This window comes from uncultured Tateyamaria sp., from assembly GCF_947487805.1.
Lineage (GTDB): Bacteria > Pseudomonadota > Alphaproteobacteria > Rhodobacterales > Rhodobacteraceae > Tateyamaria.
The window spans coordinates 264,694-281,403 of record NZ_CANKXW010000002.1 but is presented as its reverse complement, the minus strand read 5'-3'; the positions used below and the strand labels follow the sequence as shown (position 1 = coordinate 281,403).

Here is a 16,710-nt window from a genome sequence, read left to right as displayed (position 1 = left end):
TCGAGCCTGAGGGATGCCGTGACAGCCGAAATCGCCACCACCGACCTGACACCGGACGAGGCCCGCGCGGAATTGGCGCGTCTGGCCCAAGCTTTGGCTGAGGCGAATGCCGCCTATCACACGGATGACGCGCCCGAGATGTCCGATGCCGACTATGATACGTTGAAACGGCGCAACGCCGCGATCGAGGCACGATTCCCCGAGCTCAAACGTTCAGACAGCCCATCAGATCAAGTTGGGGCAGCGCCTGCGGACGGGTTTTCCAAGGTCACGCATGCAGTTGCGATGTTGTCACTGGCCAACGCCTTTGATGACAGCGATGTCACCGAATTCGATGCGCGGATCAGGAAATACCTTGGCGTTCCACTGGATGCTCCGCTGGACTACACGGCGGAGCCAAAGATCGACGGCCTGTCCCTGTCGCTCCGCTATGAGGCAGGCCACCTCGTGCAGGCAGCGACCCGCGGTGACGGCTCGGTTGGCGAAAATGTCACCGCCAATGCCCGCACCATAGAGGACATCCCGCATATTCTGGACGACGCGCCCGAGATCCTCGAAGTGCGTGGAGAGGTCTACATGTCTCATGCCGATTTCGAAGCCCTCAATCTGCGCCAAACAGAGTCCGGACAAAAACCCTTTGCCAACCCGCGCAATGCAGCCGCCGGATCGCTGCGCCAGCTGGATGCAGACATCACGCGCGCCCGGCCGCTGCGCTTTTTCGCTTATGCCTGGGGGGCGCTGTCGGAATCGTTGGCGGACACGCAATTCGGTGCGATCGAACGGCTGAAAGCGCTGGAATTTCAGACCAATCCGCTGACTGCACTCTGCGACGGACCAGATGCCCTGGTCGCTCATTACCGCGAGATCGAGCAACAGCGCGCGGATCTGGGCTATGATATCGACGGGGTGGTTTACAAGGTGAACGACCTGTCGTTGCAAAAGCGCCTCGGCTTTCGATCCACGACGCCGCGATGGGCGATTGCACACAAGTTTCCGGCTGAACTCGCCTGGACCCGCCTCGAAGCGATCGACATCCAGGTCGGGCGGACCGGCGCACTCAGCCCCGTGGCCCGTCTGACGCCGGTGACAGTGGGCGGGGTCGTGGTGTCAAATGCGACGCTGCATAACGAAGACTATATCGCCGGGCGTGACAACAAGGGCGAGGAGATCCGCGGCGGCAAGGATGTCCGCGTGGGCGACTGGGTGCAGGTCTATCGCGCGGGCGACGTCATTCCCAAGGTCGCTGATGTCGATTTGTCCAGACGCCCCGACGATGCCGTGCCGTTCGAAATGCCCGACCGCTGCCCGGAATGTGGCAGCGCCGCAGTGCGAGAGCCCGGCGATGCAGTGCGGCGGTGCACTGGCGGTTTGATTTGCCCCGCGCAAGCCGTTGAGAAAATGAAACATTTCGTTGGTCGCTCCGCCTTCGACATCGATGGTCTCGGCTCCAAGCAGGTCGAGCAATTCTATGCGGATGGATGGATCAAGGAGCCTGCGGATATTTTCGAACTGCGCGCCCGGTACGGGCATGGCATGCAGCAGCTCAAGAACCGCGAGGGATGGGGCGAGAAATCCGCAACGAACCTCTTTGATGCCATTGATGCACGTCGCGAAATAGGGCTGGGCCGCGTCATCTTTGCTTTGGGCATCCGCCACGTGGGCGAGGCTGCGGCAAACCTGTTGGCCAATCATTATGGGACCTGGGATCAATTCGATCAGGCCATGCGGACCGCTCGGGATGGGAATGACGCGTGGCAGGATCTTGTCGGCATCGATGGTGTCGGTGCGGTCATGGCACAATCGCTGGTCACCACGTTCGGGCAAGATGCGGAGACCGCCAGTATCGAACGCCTTGTTGCACAACTGGACATCCAGGCCGCCGCGCGCCCCGACACGGATGGGAGCCCCGTTGCGGGCAAGGTCGTCGTCTTTACCGGCACGCTGGAAAAAATGACGCGGGCCGAGGCCAAGGCCCGCGCCGAGGCGTTGGGGGCCAAGGTGTCGGGGTCGGTCAGCGCAAAAACGGACTTGCTTGTGGCAGGTCCCGGGGCGGGGTCAAAGGCGAAAAAGGCCGCTGATCTGGGCATTGAAACGCTGGACGAAGACGGCTGGCTGGATCTCATCGGCGCGACATGAGCCGCCCCGAGATCCTGTTTCCGCTGTTTGCCGGGCTGGAAACGCTCGAAGGTGTCGGGCCAAAGACCGCCCAGAACATGGCGCAGATGGGGATCTCCGCGCCGCGAGACCTGTTGTTTACCTTGCCGCACACTGGCATAGACCGCGCGCTGCGGGATACGGTCGAAGGTGCGCCGCTGCCGGCCACACTCACCGTTGCGGTCAAGGTTGGCGCGCATCATCCGTCCCGCAATCGCGGTGGCGCGTACCGGATCCATGTCGAGGATGCGCGCACCAGCTTCCAGTTGGTCTTTTTCCATGGGCGCAGCGACTATCTGAACAAGGTGCTGCCCGAAGGCAGCCGCCGGATCGTGTCGGGCAAGGTCGAGATGTTCGATGGCATCGCCAACATGGTTCACCCCGAACACATCCTTCCCGAAAGCGAGGCGGACGAGATACCGGCCTTTGAACCTGTCTATCCCCTGACCGCAGGTGTCACGCAAAAGACGATGTTCAAAGCGTCCAGGTCTGCCCTGACCCGCATGCCGGAGTTTTCGGAGTGGGCGGATCCTGCGCAAGTGGCGCAGGCGCATTGGCCCAGTTTTGGTGCGGCAATGTTGGCGGCGCATGCGCCACAGGCCCAGGCAGACCTTTCGCCTGACAGCCTGGCCCGGACGCGTTTGGCCTATGACGAACTGCTTGCGCATCAGCTGACACTGGCGCTGGCGCGTGCATCGGAACGACAGGTCAAAGGACGCAGGTCTGCTGGCACGGGTGACTTGCAAGCCAAGGTTCTGGAGGATTTGCCCTATGCGCCCACGGGCGCGCAGACCCGTGCCATCGCAGATATCGCGGCCGATATGGCCGGCGCGGCGCGAATGAACCGCTTGCTGCAAGGCGACGTCGGCGCGGGCAAGACGCTCGTCGCGTTCATGGGGCTTTTGATCGCCGCAGAGGCGGGCGGGCAGGGGGTCATGATGGCGCCGACGGAGATTCTCGCGCGGCAGCATCTGGAAGGGTTGCAGCCCCTGGCGCAAAGCGCGGGCGTGGTGTTGGAGATCCTGACCGGGCGGGACAAAGGGGCCGAACGGCGCGCCAAGCTGGCGGCCTTGGCCCGCGGTGACATCCACATTCTGGTGGGCACGCATGCGGTGTTTCAGGATGACGTGCAATTCGCCGATCTGCGCCTCGCCATCGTCGATGAACAACACCGGTTTGGGGTCCGCCAACGATTGGCTCTGGGTAAGAAAGGCGGGGTGGCGGATGTTCTGGTGATGACGGCCACGCCCATTCCGCGATCCCTGGCCCTTGCGCAATACGGGGACATGGACGTGTCCGTCCTCGATGAAAAGCCGCCCGGGCGCAAGCCGATCAAGACCGCCATGGTCAGCACAAGCCGCATGGACGAGGTGGTGGAGCGGCTTTCGGCGGCAATGGCGGAAGGACGTCAGTGCTATTGGGTGTGCCCATTGGTCGAAGAGAGCGAGGCCGTCGATCTGACGGCGGCCGAAGAGCGGTTCAAGCGATTGCGGGCAGTCTTGGGCGAGGGGCGGGTTGGCTTGGTGCACGGCCAGATGCCGCCATCCGAAAAGGACGCCGCGATGGCACGGTTTCAGGCCGGCGAGACCGGCGTGTTGGTCGCAACGACGGTGATCGAGGTGGGCGTGAACGTCCCAAATGCGACGATCATGGTGATCGAGCGGGCCGAAACTTTTGGGCTGGCACAGCTCCACCAATTGCGTGGCCGGGTGGGGCGCGGGGATGCGGCCTCGACTTGCCTCTTGCTTTATCAATCGCCGCTCTCGGACGCAGGGCAAAAACGTCTCGAAGTGCTGCGCGAGACCGAAGACGGGTTCCGCATTTCCGAAACCGATCTGTTGATGCGCGGCTATGGCGACCTGATCGGTACCGCACAGTCGGGTGTACCGCGATTCCGCATCGCCGATCTGGACCGGCAGTCCGGGTTGATGGCCATCGCACAAAGCGACGCGCGCAAGTTGCTGGCGGATGATCCCACCCTGCAAAGCCCGCGCGGGTACGCCGTGCGCGTTCTGTTGTGGCTGATGCGGCAGGACGAGGCGATCCGTTTGATTTCAGTCGGTTAACTCGAGATGTTCCAAAAAGTTCGCAAATGTTCTCAAAAAGTTCTTTACCTTTCGTTAATCATATGAGAACAAAGGGGCAACTCAAGACGGAGACGCCGACATGACCACGTTACGCCACATCAAGGATATCGCCACCCGCGCCGAAGCCACCTTGCTTCAGGATGCAATCGGTGCCGCCGCCCTTGCCGTGATGCTGGTGGTTGGTCTGCACCTTCCCGCCTTGATCTGAGTTCTGCCTGCGATCTTGCCATGATCCCTCACCCGCGCCCGTCCCAATTGGCGCTTTCGTGACCGGCTCTGCCTGTCGGTTCACGCCCCGTCTGCCTTCGGGGTTACCGGATCTGTCCCAGCAAGAGACGCTTTCCTCGCGCCGCCATCCGCCCGGATGTGCGGCGCTTTTTTTGCGTGGGGATCAGAACGTGTAGGCCAGCCGCAATCCACCCCAATGAGATCCGTTCACAACGATGGGGGCCGACAGATCCTTCATCATCTTGAACGCGCCGCCGCCCATATCCCGGCGATAGACCTGTAAGAGGAAGGGCGCGGTATTGCGTCCGGCCTTGAGGCCTACGCGGTCGTCAAAGATGCGGCGATTGCGGCAATGTGCGGTATTCCAGATCACATCCTGCGATTGCGGCTGCGCGAACTTGGCATTGTGCGTTGGCAAATAACCGTTGATGTCCACCGCCGCGCAGAACACCACCTTGGGGTCGAAATCCAGCGCCGGTTCCTGAATGGGCGGCAGGATTTCATCGAACAGATCAACATAGCGGGTGCGCACCTGTTCGGGGGTCGTACCGGGAATGGGTTCGTAGCGCCGGTCAAAAAGCGTAGTTTCGTCCAGGCGCCCAGTGCTCAACAAGGCTTCGAATGCCACGCCGATCGTAGCGGCCCGGTTCCGGACATAGTCGATAAATGGCGCATCCTCGGTCATTCCGCCAAGTGCCGCGCTCGATTGCACTATTGCTTCGGACGTATCGATCAGGCGCTGAATGCGTTCGTGTGCTTCGTGAATGCCGTCCGTTGTCTTGGCGATACTGCCACCAATCCCGCGCATGTCGGGTGCAAATTGATTGATCGCGCCGCGCACCTTTTGCGTCTGCGTATCGATCCGTGCCGCCTGATCCTGCGTGTCGGTTACGGATTTCTCCATCCGTGTCAGGGCCTCATCCGTTTCGCCAGACCGCGCAATCAGATCGGTCGCGGTCTGTGCCACTTCCGTGGCTTCGGCCCCCAGCGTCGCGATCCAGTCGGTCAGCGTCTCGATATTGGCAGAGATTTGCCCTGCCGCATCCTTGGTCTTGCGCGACAACTCGTTGATCGCTTCGGCCACCACCGCGAAACCGCGCCCCGCGTCACCTGCGCGCGCGGCCTCGATCTTGGCGTTGATAGCCAATGTATTCACCTGCATGGAGATTGAGGCGATCTGCGCATTGTTGGATTTGACCGCCTTGAGCGTATCACTGACTGTGCCGCTCCGCTCGGACAAGTCTTGAACCCACGCGGCCACATCGCGGGACTGAACGCCCAAGGCACGGACCATTTCAGCCGATGCCTCAACATCCACCGCAGTCCGCGTCACGCTTTCATCAAGATCGTGCGCGGCGGATTGCACTGCTGTATTTGCCGCTTCGATATCATCCGCACCTTTCTCAACCGCAGAAAGTGCGGCGCGTTGTTGCCGCGCCTGTGCCTCGACCAGATCGAGAAACCCGGCAATATCCACGATTTCATAGCCCAGCGTCGATGCAGCGCGCGCCAGAACATTCAATTCGGGCGCATCGGGGAAATTTGGCTGTACGGTCATGCGCGCACCTTCGTGGCGTTACGGATGGTCCGTGCCTAGGTGCGAAAGGTTCAAATATGCCTAATGGCTGCCGCTCAGGCGCAATCGGATTGCAGTGCCTGTTCCATCGCCTCGGCGGTCGCCTCGATGCTAAGGAGGATCGAGGCGTGGCGGTTCTTGTAGTCCCGCGCGGGCGCCAGCACCTCAAACCCGTCGAAAGGGGCGGCCGGCACAGGGCCACCAGATTTCAACATGGCCCGCAAGGCGTCGCGTGCGGCAAGGACTTCGTTCAATGTCCGGCCGATCACTGCGCCACCCGTTACGGCCGCTGCCGCCTGACCGAGTGCACAGGCTTTTACATCCTGGCCAAAGGCGCTGATCCGTCCGTCCTGCACACTGACATCCACGGTCACGGTCGAGCCGCACAGGGGCGAGCGTTTCTTGACCGTCGCATCCGCGCCGTCGAGCCGTGCGTGGTGCGGGATGTCGGCGGCAAGGGCAAGGATGCGCGTCGAGTAGAGTTTGATCAGGTCTGTATCGGCGGGCATCGGGCGGGTCCGGGCTGGTGTCATACTGTCTTTGTCCTTACATAAGCGGGCCTGACGCAGATGCAAAAAGGTTTTCCCATGTCCACCGCATTCGACCCCGCAAACCTGCTTTATGATGCACGTGGGCTGATCCCCGCCATCGCGCAGGACGCATCCAGCGGAGAGATCCTGATGATGGCATGGATGAACGCGGAGGCGGTTGCGCGCACCCTCGACACTGGGCGGGTCACCTATTGGTCCCGTTCGCGGCAATCGTTCTGGGTCAAGGGCGAAACCTCGGGCCATGTGCAGGAATTGGTGTCGATGCGGGTGGATTGCGACCGCGATTGCATCGTCGTGCAGGTGCGCCAGACCGGGCCTGCCTGCCACACCGGGCGGCGTACCTGTTTCTATACGGACGTCACTGACGGCACGGAAACCGAGCTGATGGCGCCCGAAGCCCCTTAATCCCGGCGCTCCAATCCGACCATGGCGCGGATGTCGTCCGGGCTGCACCCATCGGCGCGGTATTTGGAGATTGCGCGCGCGTCATCCCGTTTGGCCAGCCGCTTGCCTGTATCGTCGCGGATCAGGCGGTGGTGGAGGTAGGTGGGCGTGGGCAGCCCCATCAGCCGTTGCAACACCACGTGGATCTTGGTGCTGTCGTAGAGATCGGCGCCGCGCACCACATGGGTCACCCCCTGAAACGCGTCGTCGAGCACCACGGACAGGTGGTAGGATCCGATAAAATCTTTGCGCGACAGGACGATATCGCCGACGTCCGTACGCAGATCCTTTGCGGAATGAGAGATCGTCGTGGCGGTATGGTTGGTCGGCTCACCGGTTTCGATAAAGCCGAAATCCGTCCGACCCATCGCGGCCTCCATATCCAGCCGCAGCGCTGCGCCGTCGGGGAACGCACCCATGCGGTCGGCCTCATGCCGACACGTGCCGGGATATATCAACCCGTCCGGCCCGGAGGGGAGCGCAGCACCCTCCTGAGGCGCACCCAAAGCGCCAAGAACATCGCGACGCGAACAGGTGCAGGGAAACAGAACACGTTCATTCCAAAGCCCGTGCAGCGCGTCCAGATAGGCCGGGATTCGGTCCGACTGGCGCAGCGGCGGCGCATCCCATGTGACACCCAGCCAGCGCAGATCGTCATAGATCGCCTGTTCCCAGACGGGGCGGGACCGTGTGGTGTCAATATCCTCGATCCGCAGCAAAAACTGCCCGCCCGCCGCGCGCGCCATGTCATGGGCCAAGAGCGCCGAATAGGCATGGCCCAAATGCAAAGGCCCTGTCGGCGAAGGTGCAAATCGTGTGGTGAATCTCACGCTTTTTCAAGCACGTAGACGTTAGAGTTCAAGTCGATACCGGGCAGATGTGCCCCGTGTTCCTTGAACAACAGACGCGCCGCTCCACAGTCGGTCCATTCGGACACGCCACCTTCATTCGCGGGGTCCTCCAGCGCATGGTCGTTGAAGGAGAACACCAGTTTTCCGCCGCGCGGCAGTGCAGACATCAACGTGTGCAGCACCGAGATCGGGGCCGCGCCCGCGCCGATGACTCCGATGGCTGCGATCAAGGTGTAACCGTCGCGCGGCAGAGGGGCGCCGGCCTCGATCTGGTCGAGATGGCGGTACACACCTTTGGCGCGCGCACCTTCCAGCATCTCGGCTGACAGATCCACGCCATCCAGTGTCTCAAAACCCGCAAGCCGCAACGCAAGCCCGGACAGGCCCGTGCCACAGCCGAAATCCAGCACGGGCTGCTGCATGTCATCGGTGAGTGACTTCAATGCTGACGCACAGCGCCCCGGCGTAGCATAGCCGTTTTCGCTGACCTCAGCCTCGTAGCTGGCCGCCCAATCGTCGTAAAGCACACGCGTAGATGCCGCATCCCGCGCCTTGTATGCCTTGTCCAGAAAACCTGTCATGACCCGACACTAGAACCGCGCGCGGGCTGCGTCCAGTCTGTCAGGCCGCACGCGCCTGCGGCGCCAGCCACGCCTGCCAATCGACCTTGGCCCGGTCGGTATAGGCCTTGTAGCGATCCTTGCGACCCCGACGCCCGCCCCGCAGTCCTTCGACCGGGGGAAAGAGACCGAAGTTTACATTCATCGGCTGGAACGTCTTGGCCTCGGCGCCGCCGGTGATGTGGTTGATCAGTGCGCCCATGGCCGTGGTCAGGGGCGGAACCTCCAGCGTGCCACCCAGGATCTCGGTCGCCGCAATCCGCCCAGCCAGCAGCCCCATGGCCGCGGATTCCACATAACCCTCGACGCCCGTGATCTGCCCGGCAAAGCGGATATGCGGCCGCGTCCGCAACCGCATGTCCGCAGTCAGCAAGGTCGGCGCGTTCAGGAACGTGTTGCGATGAATGCCGCCCAACCGGGCAAAACTTGCATTCTCGAGGCCCGGAATGCGTTTGAATACATCGGTTTGTGCGCCGTACTTCATCTTGGTCTGAAAGCCCACGATATTGTACAGCGTACCGAGGCTGTTGTCGCGCCGCAGTTGCACCACCGCATAGGGTTTCACATCCGGCGCATGCGGATTGGTCAGGCCCACGGGCTTCATCGGGCCAAAGCGCAACGTCTCGCGCCCGCGTTCGGCCATCACTTCGATGGGCAGGCACCCGTCGAAATACGTCGCTGTCTCGCCCTCGTGAAACTCGGTCTTGTCGGCGGCCAACAGCGCATCGATAAACGCTTCGTACTGATCCCGGTCCATGGGGCAATTGAGGTAGGCGGTGCGCTCTTCCTCCGTCTCGCCCTTGTCATAGCGCGACTGCATCCACGCCTTCGACATGTCGATGCTGTCGAAATAGACGATGGGTGCAATCGCGTCGAAAAAGGCCAGCGCATCCGCACCGGTTTCGGCCGCGATCGCTTGACCCAGGGTCGACGATGTCAGCGGCCCGGTGGCAAAGATCCAGTGACCATCCTCGGGCAGGGCAGTGACCTCACCATATTCCACGGTGACATTCGGATGCGCCATCAGCGCGTCGGTCACCGACTGGGCAAACGGATCGCGGTCTACGGCCAGCGCGCCGCCCGCAGGCAGCCGGTGCTTGTCCGCGGTCTGCATGATCAACCCGTTGGCTGCGCGCATTTCCCAATGCAACAGGCCGACGGCATTCTGTTCGCTGTCGTCGGACCGAAACGAGTTCGAGCACACCATCTCGCCCAAAAGCCCCGTTTGGTGGGCAAAGGTGCCAACCTTGGGGCGCATTTCGTGGATCACCACGCGCACGCCCATCTGTGCCGCCTGCCAGGCAGCTTCGGACCCGGCCATGCCGCCGCCCACGATGTGCAAGATATCTGTCATGGCGCGGATGTAGGGCACGCGGCGATGCTGTGCAACGAGAAGCTTGCGTTTGCGATTTAAGGGGGGCTTTTGGGGTCGCCGCTGCGGGGATGGTCGGTCAGAGAGAGGCTGACCTGGAGGGACCTTCCGCCCACGGCGACCCAAAAATCGTCACGGTTGCGTTAACCGTGTCCTATTTGTGCCTCATTTGCGCCCAAATTGCCAGCACGCATTTGGAAATAATCGGATGCCGATTTGGAAACAACCATTGGTCGTACGGTTTTTTATGTAAAAAAACGGCTATTGCGACCATTTCGGATCGCGCTTGTCGATGAAGGCGGCGATGCCTTCGCGCGTGTCGTCGCGCAGCATGTTATGCACCATGACTTCGCCTGTAAATTCATAGGCTTGCGCGACCGGCATCTCCATCTGCGCGTAAAACGCCTGTTTCCCGATGCGCACTGCGGATCCCAGTTTGGACGCCACCTGTTCGGCCAGTGCACGGGTCTCCGCCTCCAACGCCTCCTCCGGAACGGCACGGTTGATCAGGCCGAGGTCGGCGGCGCGGTCGGTTTCGATGAACGTGCCCGTGGTTAACATTTCAAAGGCCTGCTTGCGCCCGATGTTCCGGCTGAGCGCGACCATCGGAGTGGAGCAGAACAGCCCGATGTTGACACCGTTGACGCCAAACCGCGTGCCATGGGCGGCTACGGCCATGTCACAGGTGGCCACCAGCTGGCAGCCCGCCGCGGTGGCAATGCCATGCACCTGCGCAATCACCGGCTGGGGCAGGGACTGGACGCGTGCCATCATTGCGGCACAACGGTCGAAAAGGTCCTTGAAATAGGCCGCCCCGCCATCGTCCGCCTGACGCCCCGCCGTCATCTGCTTGAGGTCATGGCCCGCGCAAAACGCTTTGCCCGCACCGGACAGCACGACGGCGCGCACTGACTGATCCTCTGCAATCTCGTCGAGCGCGCCATGCACGGCGGCAATCATCTCGTCCGACAAGGCATTCAACCGCTCCGGCGCATTCATCCGCAAATGCGTGACCGCGCCCGTGACCTCACGTTCCAGAATTGCCATCTTGCTCTCCGTCTGGTTTCCGGCGAACCCTACGTCAGGCAAGCCACGAGGGAAAGCATGGGCGTTGTAATGACAGCCGCAGACATGAACGCGTTTCTGCAAAAGGTATTTCTGGAAGTGGCAGGCGAATTTCACGTCGAAGAGGTGACGGAAACCGGTGTGGTCTTGCGGCTGTTGGTGCAGGACCGGCATTTACGCCCGGGCGGCACGATCTCGGGGCCTGCGATGTTCGGGCTGGCCGATGTGACGGCCTATATGGTGACGCTGGCGCAGATCGGGCCGCGCGCGCTGGCGGTGACGACCAACTGTTCCATCGATTTCATGCGCAAACCCAAGGCGGGGGTCGATCTGATCGCGCATGGGCGCCTGCTGAAGCTGGGCAAGCAGCTGTCAGTATCCGACGTGTTGCTTTACTCCGAAGGCGACGACAAGCCGGTCGCACGTGCCAGTCTGACCTATGCGATTCCGCCCCAGGGCGTTGATCTGCCGGGGTAGGGCCGGACGCAAAAAAAGCGGCCGGGACGAACCCGACCGCCAAGGAAGAGGTCTGGCGGGTGCCACGGGGATGTCACGCCCGCCAGAACACGCGCCGGGCCTCGATATAGGCGTCGGCGGGTGTCAGTCCCACATCGCGCAGCTGATGCGCGCTCAGCTGGCGCAGCGCCAACCGGGTGCGCCGGCGTGTGGCCCATTTCGACAGGACGACCGCGACGCGCAAGGCCAGCACCGACGCCGCAGGCATGCGGGGTTGCGCCGTCAAATAGGCGAGGTGTGGTTCAGCAGCGTGGATCGAACGTGTCATTGGGAAACTCCTAAATTGTATTGACACAATACGGCGCAAGCGCCATGAGATAGTGGTACAATACAGAATTCATCGAATCCACGGATATATTGTAATGGATACAATTTGGTCGCCGGATCTGCTGGACGGGCAGGGGCCGAAATACAAGGCGGTGATGCATGCCATCCGGGACCGGATCGCCGCGCGGCTTCTGGCGCCGGGGGACAAGCTTCCGCCGGTGCGGGATCTGGCCTGGGCTCTTGGGATCACGCCCGGTACAGTGGCGCGAGCCTACACGCTTCTGACTGATGACGGCACGCTGACAGCGGCGGTCGGGCGCGGGACGTTCGTGGCGCAACCCGATGAAAAGGGACCTCTTTTTGCGGATGTCCCTCTCGAGATCGACAGTGCAACACACCTTGCCGAGGAGCAATCCTGGCAGGTCAATCTGTTCTCGCCCCATTTGCCAAGCGTTGGGCAGGCGACGTTGATCCGTGGGTTGCTCGCAGAGGTCGCCCAGGATCCGCCCTCGGGCGTGATGCACTACCCCACGCGCAGTGGTGGTCATGCCGCACGCGTGGCCGCGATGCATTGGCTGGACGAGGCGCCCCTCGGCTCTTTCGACGCGGATGACATCGTTTTGGCCAATGGCGGTCAGAATGCGATTCTCATGGTCTTTCAGGCGCTTCTCAAGGGGCGACGTCCGGCGATTCTGGTCGAGGATCTGGCCTATCCCGGCTTCCGACGCGCAGCTGAGTTGCTGCGCGCGGATGTGATTCCGGTGGAGATGGACGCGCATGGCGTAATCCCCGAGGCGTTGGAGGCAGCCGCGCGCGCACATGATGCCCAGATCTTCTGCACCTCACCTGAAGTGCACAATCCCACCTGCGGGTTCACACCACTGTCGCGCCGCCGGGCACTGGCGGACGTGGCGCGGCGGGCCGATCTGCAAATCCTCGAGGACGATTGTTACAGGTTGGGGCAGGCGCAGGAACCCGGCTACCGGATGATTGTACCAGAGCGGTCTTGGTACATTTCCTCGATCTCCAAATCCATCACCCCTGCATTGCGTATCGGCATTGCCGTCGCCCCAGGCGGGCGGGCCAACGTGTTGCGGCGCACGGCTGAATATTCCTTTTTCGGTCTGGCCACACCGCTCACCGATCTGGCCGCCAAGCTCTTGGTGCATCCCGAACTGCCGCGCCTTATGGCCGCCGCCCGGACCGGGATCGGGACCTATGTGCAGCGTGCGGTGAACATCCTGGGCAGCTACGACATTGTCTGGCGCAAGGATGTGCCCTTTCTCTGGCTGCATCTGCCCGAAGGGTGGCGCGCCAGTGCCTTTGTGCAGGCCGCCGAACAACAGGGCGTGCGCATCCGTGCCGCCGAGGAATACGCGTGCCGTGATGCACGCACCCCCCACGCGGTGCGCATGGCCATCAACGCAGGCGTCAGCCTGCCCACCTTCGAGGCGGCCATTGAACGGTTGCGCGTTCTGTTGGACAACCCGCCAGAGCATATCGGCGTTTGAACCTTGAAAAGTGCGCTCCAATATGGGGTATAATGATACCTTAATTTCAAACCATTGTTTTTCAATAATTTATTCGACCCAGCGGCCATTGACGCGCGTTTGCGCTGCTGTATAACCGCGCAATCTGAAATTCCACACGTCTTGGAAGTGACTTATGAAAACCTTTACCGCAACACCGGCGGATATCGAGAAGAAATGGATCATCATCGACGCCGAAGGCGTGGTGCTGGGCCGTCTTGCCTCGATCGTCGCCATGCGCCTGCGTGGCAAGCACAAGCCGTCGTTCACACCCCACATGGATTGTGGCGACAATGTCATCATCATCAACGCTGAAAAGATCCAGCTGACCGGGAACAAGCGTCAGGAAAGCCATTACTGGCACACGGGCCACCCCGGCGGGATCAAATCGCGCACCAAGGAGCAGATCCTTGAGGGCGCGCATCCCGAACGTGTGGTGACCTTGGCCGTCAAGCGGATGCTGCCCGGCAACCGCCTGAGCCGTCAGATCATGACCAACCTGCGCGTCTATGCAGGCGCGGAACACCCCCACGAGGCGCAAAGCCCCGAAGTTCTGGACGTCAAGACCATGAACTCGAAAAACACGCGGAGCGCATGAGTATGTCCGACGAAATCAACACACTCGAAGACCTGCAGGCAGTTGCAGGCGACGCAGCCCCCGAGGCGGTCGAACTGGTGCACCGTGAGCCCGTCCGCGACGAGCTGGGCCGGTCCTATGCCACAGGCAAACGGAAGGACGCGGTTGCCCGCGTCTGGATCAAACCCGGTTCGGGCAAGGTCACCGTGAATGGCAAAGAGATGAACACCTACTTTGCCCGCCCCGTGTTGCAGATGATCCTCGCGCAACCCTTCACCGTTGCCGGTGTCGAAGGTCAGTTCGACGTGGTCGCAACCGTCAAGGGCGGTGGCCTCTCCGGTCAGGCCGGCGCGGTCAAGCATGGCGTGTCCAAGGCGCTGCAGCTTTATGATCCCTCGCTGCGTCCCGCGCTGAAGGCCGCAGGCTTCCTGACCCGCGACAGCCGCGTGGTCGAGCGTAAGAAATACGGTAAGGCCAAAGCGCGTAAGAGCTTCCAGTTCTCCAAGCGTTAAGCCATTCGATATTCTTGGAAAAGGCCGCTCCGTTTTGGGGCGGCCTTTTTCGTGGGTGGTTGGTGTTAACCGACGGGAAACCACTGTCGCGTTAGGTGTCCTTCACTCGCAAGGACAAACATGCCGTGACCACAGGCGCTTTGAACACTCAGACCACGCCCGCCTACTATGAGCCTGAGGCGGCCGGGTCTGACCCGACTCAGCACCAGTTGCGTATTCTGATTGATGAGGCCGCCACATTGCGGGGGCTGACAATCCAGATGTCGATGCGGCTCATGGCACTGGCGGCGGCGGACACCGACGCACAGCGGGCGCAGGTCCGCGATGAATTCCGGGTGTTGCTGTCGCAGTTCCACGTGAACATGGACCTCCTTTTCGGCACTGGCACGCCCCAAGGCGCGCAGCGCGAACACATCCTCTGGATCCGCGCGATCGTGGCCAGAAACACCGAACGGCGCGTTACCCTGCTCGCGGCGATGCGCCGGTTTGATGATCTGTCTGACCAACTCGACACCGGCCATGTTCCGGATTTTGAGGCCGCACGACAGGTTTTTGACCAGAACTGGCCCGTTATCCGTGACAAGATCACCGAGGTGATCTGGGACCTTTGGGCCGATCTGGACGCGCAAAAGGCAGATGCTATCGGCGAAAACGCGGCATTGAAATCGACGCTCAAACACACGTTGTCGGATATCCGGCAATTCTCGGCCGCCATTCGCATGATCGCGATCAACACGGCCGTGTTGGCCACGCGACCGGACGAGGCAGGCGCGGGTTTCAAGCTGATCGCCAAAGAGGTCAAGCAACTGTCCGAAGACATTGATCAAAGCACCGGGCGCGCCACGGACGCGTTGTCCGGACTGATGTAACCCTGTTAGCTGTCGGGCCGGATCAGCCCCAGACCCCGCAGATAAATCCCGATCCCGGTCTCAAGCAGGTCCTCAGGCGGAAACGGCGATGCGCGGCCCGGAGAGTTGCGCGCAAAGAGCTCGACTACCCCGTGGCTCATGGCCCAGATATGCGCTGAGAACATCGAGGCAGGGGGGCGTTTGTCCGCAGGGATATGTTCGCTCAGATCCCCGGCGGCCTTTTCCAGCACCGCGTTGGCGCGGCCCGCCACATCGGCCAGTTCCGGCGTGCGGTTCACCGAAATGCCGCTTTCGAACATCGCGATGTAGTGGCCGGGGAACCGGCGGGCAAAGGCCAGATAGGCCCGGCCCGTTGCCTCGAACGCGGCCAGCGCCGAGGGTTGGCCGGATTGGTAGGCGTGTTCCATCAGGTCCGCAAAGATGCCGTATCCCTGCCGGGCGCATTCCGCGATCAGATCTTCGCGGCCTTCGTAATGACGATAGACCGCCGCGGGCGTCACACCCGCCTGCTTGGCCGCTTCGGACAGGGTGAACCCGGTGGGCCCCTTTTCCTCGATCAGCACAAGGGCGGCATCGATCAGCGCCTGCCGCAGGTTACCGTGATGGTAGCCGCGTTTAGGCATCCCAGATGTCCGGCGTGCCACAGATGGAAGTGTCAATGCTTCCAATGGATTCTGCGTCTTTGTTCGTGTAATCCAGCCCGTGCAGAACCGTGCGGATGGCATTCAACCGCGCGCGTTTCTTGTCATCCGACCGCACCACCGTCCAGGGCGCATGATCGGTATGGGTCTTGGTCAGTGTCTCACGGATCGCGTCGGTGTAGGCATCCCATTTCTGCAATCCCTTTACGTCGATCGAGCTGAGCTTCCACTGTTTCAGTGGATCGCGTTCGCGGGCCATGATCCGCCGCAACTGTTCGGCACGGCACACGTTCAGCCAGAACTTGAACACGTGGATACCGTCATCGACCAGCATCGCCTCGAATGGATTGACCTGGGCAAAGAAGTGCGTGCGCTGTTCGGGCGTGCAAAAGCCGAACACATGTTCCACCACGCCGCGATTGTACCAGCTGCGATCGAAAAAGGCGATGTCACCTCCCGCAGGCAAGTGCCTGATATAGCGCTGGAAATACCATTCCGACGCTTCGGTTTCCGTGGGTTTGGACAGGGCCACGACACGTGCGCCGCGTGGGTTCAGGTTCTCGCGAAACCGTTTGATCGTCCCGCCCTTGCCAGCCGCATCGCGCCCCTCGAACACGCAGGCCACGCGCGCGCCGGTGGTCGACACCCAGTCCTGCATCTTGACCAACTCGATCTGCAGCGCCTCCATCTCGCGCTCGTATTGCTTGCGGCCCATGCGCGCGCTGTGCGGATAGGTGGGGGTCAGGATGTCTTTTTTGTCCGCCGTGCGGATCTTGTCACGGATGTCGTCCGGGGCCTCGGTTTCGTAGAAATCCGTGATGGCTCCGTCAAAGGGAAGGCGCATGGCGTGT

The 16,710-nt window shown here is 61.8% G+C and carries 18 protein-coding genes; 9 read left to right on the top strand and 9 right to left on the bottom strand.

Features of this window, described 5'->3' with window-relative positions:
- The first annotated feature begins 18 nt into the window (after positions 1–18).
- From ligA to Q0949_RS06940, 3 genes are all read left to right on the top strand, one after another.
- Entirely contained in the window at positions 19–2,136 is a 2,118-nt protein-coding gene (gene ligA / locus Q0949_RS06950) for an NAD-dependent DNA ligase LigA (protein ID WP_299369956.1), read from the top strand.
- Positions 2,133–4,220: an ATP-dependent DNA helicase RecG gene (gene recG, locus Q0949_RS06945; RefSeq protein ID WP_299369955.1), complete on the top strand. Its 2,088-nt coding sequence runs from the start codon at positions 2,133–2,135 to the stop codon at positions 4,218–4,220. Before ligA ends, recG begins: the two co-directional genes overlap by 4 nt.
- Before the next feature lie 100 nt (positions 4,221–4,320).
- Positions 4,321–4,449 (top strand): hypothetical protein, encoded by a 129-nt coding sequence (locus tag Q0949_RS06940; protein ID WP_299140883.1) that lies wholly within the window; start codon positions 4,321–4,323, stop codon positions 4,447–4,449.
- 183 nt (positions 4,450–4,632) lie between these two features.
- Here Q0949_RS06940 and Q0949_RS06935 read toward each other — a convergent pair whose 3' ends face one another.
- The gene (locus tag Q0949_RS06935; protein ID WP_299369954.1) at positions 4,633–6,027 is read right to left on the bottom strand and encodes a methyl-accepting chemotaxis protein; all 1,395 of its coding nucleotides are present in this window, start codon (positions 6,025–6,027) and stop codon (positions 4,633–4,635) included.
- A gap of 74 nt (positions 6,028–6,101) precedes the next feature.
- The gene (locus Q0949_RS06930; protein WP_299370833.1) at positions 6,102–6,554 is read right to left on the bottom strand and encodes an iron-sulfur cluster assembly scaffold protein; all 453 of its coding nucleotides are present in this window, start codon (positions 6,552–6,554) and stop codon (positions 6,102–6,104) included.
- Positions 6,555–6,632: 78 nt separating this feature from the next.
- Between Q0949_RS06930 and hisI the strand changes: the two genes are divergently transcribed.
- Positions 6,633–7,001, top strand: a complete 369-nt coding sequence (gene hisI / locus Q0949_RS06925; RefSeq protein WP_299369953.1) for a phosphoribosyl-AMP cyclohydrolase — start codon at positions 6,633–6,635, stop codon at positions 6,999–7,001.
- Here hisI and gluQRS read toward each other — a convergent pair.
- The 4 genes from gluQRS to Q0949_RS06905 all read right to left on the bottom strand — a co-directional run bounded on the left by gluQRS (position 6,998) and on the right by Q0949_RS06905 (position 10,972).
- On the bottom strand, positions 6,998–7,870 hold the full coding sequence (gene gluQRS / locus Q0949_RS06920; RefSeq protein WP_299369952.1) for a tRNA glutamyl-Q(34) synthetase GluQRS: 873 nt from the start codon (positions 7,868–7,870) through the stop codon (positions 6,998–7,000). The genes hisI and gluQRS overlap by 4 nt on opposite strands.
- Positions 7,867–8,472, bottom strand: a complete 606-nt coding sequence (locus Q0949_RS06915; RefSeq protein WP_299369951.1) for a methyltransferase domain-containing protein — start codon at positions 8,470–8,472, stop codon at positions 7,867–7,869. Before Q0949_RS06915 ends, gluQRS begins: the two co-directional genes overlap by 4 nt.
- Positions 8,473–8,512: 40 nt before the next feature.
- Positions 8,513–9,865: a methylenetetrahydrofolate--tRNA-(uracil(54)-C(5))-methyltransferase (FADH(2)-oxidizing) TrmFO gene (trmFO, locus tag Q0949_RS06910; RefSeq protein WP_299369950.1), complete on the bottom strand. Its 1,353-nt coding sequence runs from the start codon at positions 9,863–9,865 to the stop codon at positions 8,513–8,515.
- Between the two features lie 279 nt (positions 9,866–10,144).
- Entirely contained in the window at positions 10,145–10,972 is an 828-nt protein-coding gene (locus Q0949_RS06905; protein WP_299369949.1) for an enoyl-CoA hydratase, read from the bottom strand.
- Positions 10,973–10,987: 15 nt separating this feature from the next.
- On the opposite strand from Q0949_RS06905, the gene Q0949_RS06900 reads away from it, so the two are divergent.
- Positions 10,988–11,425, top strand: a complete 438-nt coding sequence (locus Q0949_RS06900) for a PaaI family thioesterase (RefSeq protein ID WP_299369948.1) — start codon at positions 10,988–10,990, stop codon at positions 11,423–11,425.
- A gap of 73 nt (positions 11,426–11,498) precedes the next feature.
- On the opposite strand, the gene Q0949_RS06895 is transcribed toward Q0949_RS06900, so the two are convergent.
- Positions 11,499–11,732: a DUF1127 domain-containing protein gene (locus tag Q0949_RS06895; protein ID WP_299369947.1), complete on the bottom strand. Its 234-nt coding sequence runs from the start codon at positions 11,730–11,732 to the stop codon at positions 11,499–11,501.
- Positions 11,733–11,826: 94 nt separating this feature from the next.
- On the opposite strand from Q0949_RS06895, the gene Q0949_RS06890 reads away from it, so the two are divergent.
- The 4 genes from Q0949_RS06890 to Q0949_RS06875 all read left to right on the top strand — a co-directional run bounded on the left by Q0949_RS06890 (position 11,827) and on the right by Q0949_RS06875 (position 15,218).
- Entirely contained in the window at positions 11,827–13,242 is a 1,416-nt protein-coding gene (locus Q0949_RS06890; RefSeq protein ID WP_299369946.1) for a PLP-dependent aminotransferase family protein, read from the top strand.
- A gap of 154 nt (positions 13,243–13,396) precedes the next feature.
- On the top strand, positions 13,397–13,858 hold the full coding sequence (gene rplM / locus Q0949_RS06885) for a 50S ribosomal protein L13 (protein WP_299369945.1): 462 nt from the start codon (positions 13,397–13,399) through the stop codon (positions 13,856–13,858).
- Between the two features lie 2 nt (positions 13,859–13,860).
- Entirely contained in the window at positions 13,861–14,349 is a 489-nt protein-coding gene (rpsI, locus tag Q0949_RS06880) for a 30S ribosomal protein S9 (RefSeq protein WP_299140911.1), read from the top strand.
- A 125-nt stretch (positions 14,350–14,474) separates the two neighbouring features.
- Positions 14,475–15,218 (top strand): hypothetical protein, encoded by a 744-nt coding sequence (locus Q0949_RS06875; protein WP_299369944.1) that lies wholly within the window; start codon positions 14,475–14,477, stop codon positions 15,216–15,218.
- A 5-nt stretch (positions 15,219–15,223) separates the two neighbouring features.
- Here Q0949_RS06875 and Q0949_RS06870 read toward each other — a convergent pair whose 3' ends face one another.
- Together Q0949_RS06870 and ppk2 are read right to left on the bottom strand one after the other, a co-directional pair.
- On the bottom strand, positions 15,224–15,841 hold the full coding sequence (locus Q0949_RS06870) for a TetR/AcrR family transcriptional regulator (RefSeq protein WP_299369943.1): 618 nt from the start codon (positions 15,839–15,841) through the stop codon (positions 15,224–15,226).
- A complete protein-coding gene (gene ppk2 / locus Q0949_RS06865; RefSeq protein ID WP_299369942.1) occupies positions 15,834–16,703 on the bottom strand; it encodes a polyphosphate kinase 2 in 870 nt (289 codons plus the stop codon). The genes Q0949_RS06870 and ppk2 overlap by 8 nt, the downstream gene beginning before the upstream one ends.
- Positions 16,704–16,710: the final 7 nt, after the last annotated feature.